The 5,061-nt window shown below is 65.8% G+C and carries 5 protein-coding genes; all 5 read left to right on the forward strand.

What is annotated here, in order from left to right:
• Nucleotides 1-902 (forward strand): exodeoxyribonuclease VII large subunit (gene xseA, locus H928_RS27250; protein ID WP_043339685.1); only part of this gene is annotated, 902 nt, incomplete at its 5' end.
• Nucleotides 903-1,118: 216 nt separating this feature from the next.
• Nucleotides 1,119-1,700 carry a superoxide dismutase gene (locus H928_RS0110920; RefSeq protein WP_021026539.1) on the forward strand — a complete coding sequence of 194 codons (582 nt, stop codon included), beginning with the start codon at nt 1,119-1,121 and terminating at the stop codon, nt 1,698-1,700.
• Nucleotides 1,701-1,940: 240 nt separating this feature from the next.
• Entirely contained in the window at nt 1,941-4,193 is a 2,253-nt protein-coding gene (locus tag H928_RS0110925) for a TonB-dependent siderophore receptor (RefSeq protein ID WP_021026540.1), read from the forward strand.
• Nucleotides 4,194-4,240: 47 nt separating this feature from the next.
• Nucleotides 4,241-4,780 carry a sigma-70 family RNA polymerase sigma factor gene (locus H928_RS0110930; RefSeq protein WP_027010814.1) on the forward strand — a complete coding sequence of 180 codons (540 nt, stop codon included), beginning with the start codon at nt 4,241-4,243 and terminating at the stop codon, nt 4,778-4,780.
• A gap of 10 nt (nt 4,781-4,790) precedes the next feature.
• Nucleotides 4,791-5,061 (forward strand): FecR/PupR family sigma factor regulator (locus H928_RS0110935; RefSeq protein ID WP_027010815.1); only part of this gene is annotated, 271 nt, incomplete at its 3' end.

Genomic DNA, 5,061 nt, shown 5'->3' on the forward strand with positions numbered 1-5,061 from the left:
GCATCGGCATCGTCACCTCGCTGGGCGCGGCGGCACTGCACGATGTGGTGACGGCCTTGCGCCGCCGCGTGCCGCAGCTGCCGGTGGTGTTGGTGCCCGCGCTGGTGCAGGGCGCGCAGGCGGCGCCATCGATGGTGGCTGCGCTGCAAAAGCTCTACCGCCTGGCCGAGGCCCAGATCGCCTATGACGCCCGCCTGAGCATTGACGCGCCGGCGGTGCCCATCGACACCATCTTGCTGGTGCGCGGCGGTGGCTCGCTGGAGGACCTCTGGGCCTTCAACGATGAGCAGCTGGCCCGCACCGTGGTGCAAAGCCCGGTGCCGCTGGTGAGCGGCGTGGGGCATGAGACCGACTTCACGATCGCCGATTTCTGCGCCGACCTGCGCGCGCCCACGCCCACGGCCGCTGCCGAGCTGGTCTGCCAGCCGCGCGATGTCTGGCTGGCTGCGTTGCAGCTTGCCGAGCAGCGCCTGGCCGATGGTGTTGAGCGCCATCTGGACCGCCAGCAGCAGCGCCTGGACATGGCCGCGCGCCAGATCGGCAGGCCATCCTCCTTGGTGCACGGCCAGCAGCAGATGCTGGACCGCCTGGGCCGCCGCCTGCAAAGTGCTGCACAAAGCCAGTTGCATGGCCAAGACAAGCGGGTGCAGCACCTGGCCAGCGTGTTCCCGACGGTGGCCGCGCGCCATCTGGAGCGCAGCGAGCAGCGCCTGGCGCAGCTGCATGCGCGGCTGGAGCTGCTCAACCCGCGCCAGGTGCTGTCACGGGGCTATGCCTTGCTGACCGACATGCAAGGCCAGGTGGTGAGCTCGGTAACCCAGGCGACACCGGGCAAGGCCCTGCATGCCGAGCTGGCCGATGGCAGTGTCGATATGGTGGCGACCCAGCGCTTGCTGGTCTAAGTTGGTTCGGTGTGCAGGCGATCGATTGGCGGTGGATTCTGACGCCGTGCCGTCTGGCTCGCATGCTATCGTCGTCATAGTAAATGGGCTGAACCCGTATTCATAAACGGGTCGATTTTCCTTTTTACAATCGACTACTGAGGCTGCTGGCTGGCCGGTGTTTGCCAACACCGCCTGGCCCGGCTTTGAAACCATACCAACCACGAGGAAACCACGATGGAACGCACTCTGCCACCACTGCCCTATGCGATTGATGCCCTGGCCCCTGCTTACAGCCAGGAAACGCTGGAATACCACCACGGCAAGCACCACAAGGCCTACGTGGACAAGCTCAACGAGCTGCAAAAGGGCACCGAGTTCGAGAACCTGGAACTGGAAGCCGTGATCAAGAAGGCGACCGGTGGTATTTACAACCAGGCCGCTCAAATCTGGAACCACACCTTCTTCTGGAACTGCATGACCCCCGGCGGCGGCGCTGAGCCTAGCGGCGCGCTGGCCGATGCCATCAACAAGAAGTGGGGCAGCTACGCCGAGTTCAAGAAGGCCTTCCAGGCTTCGGCCGTGGGCAACTTTGGCTCGGGCTGGACCTGGCTGGTCAAGAAGCCCGATGGCTCGGTGGACATCGTCAACACCGGCGCCGCTGGCACCCCGCTGACCACCGACGACAAAGCGCTGCTGACCGTTGACGTCTGGGAACATGCCTACTACATCGACTACCGCAATGCCCGCCCCAAGTTTGTTGAAACCTTCTTCGACAAGCTGGTGAACTGGAAGTTTGCGGAAAGCAATTTCGCCTGATAGCGGCTGCCCGGCTGGATGGCCGGGCACACCCGATCAGAGAAAAGGCCGGATGGTGCACTGCACCGCATCCGGCCTTTTGCTTTTTGGGGGCAGGGCGGTGCAGCAACGCCAGTGCCCAGTCTGTCAGCTACAGGCAACACTTGCCTCTGACAAAGCCCCTGATTTGCGCCAGTTTGCCGGGGCGCTCAGATGCATGATTGATAATCAGTCTCATTTGCTTCTTGGCTGGTTGTCTGTATGTTTTTTGCTTCCCGTTTTGCGCTCCACCCGGTGGCTGGCGCAGTCGCTCTGCTGGTGTCTTTTGCTGGCGCCCCCGCTTTGGCCCAAACCCAGGAGGGCGCTGCTGACACCGCTCCCACCACCGCCGCAGTGGCGCCAGCTGCCGGCGAAGACAGCGTCTTGCCGACCGTGACCGTCAACGCCAGTGCCGATGCATCGGCGCAGGGCCTGTCCAAGGCCTATGCCGGCGGCCAGGTCGCGCGCGGCGGCCGCGTGGGCATTCTGGGCACCGAAGACATCATGAACACGCCGTTCTCGACGACGGCCTACACCCAGGATCTGATCCGCGACCAGCAGGCCCGCAGCGTGGGCGATGTACTGCAAAACGATGCCTCGGTGCGGGTCTCGCGCGGTTTTGGCAACTTCCAGGAATCGTATTTTGTGCGCGGCTTTGTGCTGGGCTCGGACAGCATTGCCTACAACGGCCTCTACGGCCTGCTGCCGCGCCAGTATGTGTCGGCCGAGCTGTTTGAGCGCGTGGAGCTGCTGCGCGGCGCCAGCGGCTTTTTGAATGGGGCCTCGCCCGCCGGTGACAGCATTGGCGGCGCCCTGAACCTGCTGCCCAAGCGTGCGTCGAACGAGCCGCTGACACGGGTCAGCGTGGGCGGCTCGAGCGGCGCGCAAGGCTATGCCGCGGCCGACATCAGCCGCCGCTTTGGCCCCGACCAGGCCACCGGCCTGCGCCTCAACGTGGCCAAGCGCAAGGGCGATACCACGATCGACGACGAAGGCGTCGACCTGAGTGTGGTGTCCTTGGGGATGGATTGGCGCTCCAGCAATCTGCGCCTGTCGGCCGATGTGGGCTACCAAAGCCACAAGCTGACCACGCCACGCCCCAATGTGACCTTGGGCGCCGCGGTGACCCAGGTGCCCAGCGCTCCGGACAACAGCAAAAACTTTGCCCAGCCCTGGACCTACTCGAACGAGCGCGACAGCTTTGGCTCGGTTCGCGCCGAGTACGACATCAACAGCCGGCTCACTGCCTGGGTGGCCGGCGGTGCACGCTTTGGCCGCGAGCGCAACTCGCTCGCCAGCCTGACCCTGAACAATGGCAGCACCGGCAGCGGCACCCAAGGGCGCTTTGACAATACCCGCGCCGATGACATCTTTACCGGCGAAGTCGGCCTGCGCGGCAAGCTGACCACCGGCAGCATTGGCCACAGCATCGTGCTGGCAGCCTCGGCTTTCTCGGACAAGCGCAAGAACGCTTTCTACTCGCAGCCCGCAGCCGGTGCGCTGGCCACCAATCTCTACAACCCGGTCTACGGCGCGGCACCGCCCTTGGGCACCAGCTCGAACGATCTGGATGACCCGGCCGTGCAGGCCCGCATCAAGCTGTCGAGCCTGGCCTTGTCGGACACCTTGTCGATGTTCGACGAGCGCCTGCTGCTCACGCTGGGTGTGCGCCACCAGACCATTGAGACGCAGACCTTTGCCTATAACACCGGCATTGCAGCGCCCAAGGTAGACAAGAGCCGCACCAGTCCGATGGCTGCGGTCGTGTTCAAGCCGGCCGAGCGGGTATCGCTCTACGCCAACTACATAGAAGGCCTGACCCCGGGCGAGATTGCACCGGCGCTGTCGTCGGGCCTGCCGGTGGCCAATGCCGGCGCGGCGCTGGCGCCCTATGTCTCCAAGCAAAAGGAAGTGGGCCTGAAGTGGGACGGTGGCGATATCGGCGCGGGCCTGGCCTGGTTCACCACCGACAAGCCGCGCGTGTTCCGCAATTCCATCTCGGGCGTCTACGGCCCTGAAGGCATGGACCGCCACCGTGGCCTGGAGCTCAATGTGTTCGGCCAGGTCACACGCGGCCTGCGTGTGCTCGGTGGCGTCACCTGGCTGGATGCCAAGCAGCTGGCCGATGGCAACAACCCCAATGCTGGCAAGCGCGTGATTGGCGTGCCCCGCCAGCAAGGCAATCTGGGCCTGGAGTGGGATGTGCCGGGCCTGCGTGGCCTGAGCCTGGATGGCCGCGCGGTGGCCACCGGCAGCAGCTACGCCAATGCGACCAATACCTTGCAGGTGGCAGGCTGGACCCGCTTTGACCTGGGCGCGCGCTACCTGACCGAAATCGATGGCCGCCTGGTGACCCTGCGTGCCCGCGTGGAGAACGCAGCCAACCGCAACTACTGGGCCTCGGTGGGTTCGACCGGCTACCTGGTGCTGTCCAACCCGCGCACCTTCACGGTCAGCGCCAGTGTGGACTTCTAAGCGCTGACAGTCGGACTGCGGTGTGCCCCATGACTGCGACCAGCCCCATGCCCCTGCAGCCTGCCCCCATGCTGCCCGATATTGCCGCGCTCTATGTGGAGCACCATGGCTGGCTGCAAGGGTGGCTGCGCCGCCGGCTCGGTGATGCGCACCAGGCAGCAGACCTGGCGCAAGACACCTTTGTGCGGCTGCTGAGCCCCGCTGCCAGCCATGGCGATGCCAGCGCGGCTACGCCGCCGGCCGCTGCGCTGCGCGCCCCGCGTGCCTACCTGGCCACGGTGGCCAAGCATGTGCTGGTCAACCACCTGCGCAGGCAGTCGCTGGAGCAGGCCTATCTGCAGGCGCTGGCGGGGTTGCCCGAGCCCGAGGCCATCTCGCCCGAGCGGCAACTGGCCATTCTGCAAGCCTTGCAGGAGGTCGATGCGATGCTCGATGCACTGCCGGCCAAGGTAAGGGCGGTGTTCATCCTCTCGCAGATCGACGGCCTGACCTATGCCGAGATTGCCCAGGTGCTGGGCGTGGGCCTGCGCTCGGTCAAGCGCTATATGGCCCAGGCCATGGCCGAGTGCATTTTGCTGGCGGACTGAGGTTGCCGCCATGAGCGTCTGGAATCCGCCGCCCGCGCCCGTGCCCGCGCCTGCGGCCACGCCCCTCATCACCCGCGAGGTGGCGATGCAGGCGGCCGAATGGTTTGTGCGTCTGCAAGAGGAGGCCGGCAGCGCAGATGCCCAGGCCGCGCTGGCACGCTGGCGGGCGCAATCCCCTGCGCATGAGCGTGCCTGGCAGCGGGCGATGGCTGTCAGTCTGCAGGCGGGCTCCATTCCGGCATCGCTGGGCTCGCCCGCGCTGACGCGGCCCCAGCGCCGTG

Origin of the sequence: Comamonas sp. B-9, from assembly GCF_000410635.1 — a bacterium.
Classification (GTDB): Bacteria; Pseudomonadota; Gammaproteobacteria; order Burkholderiales; family Burkholderiaceae_C; genus Comamonas.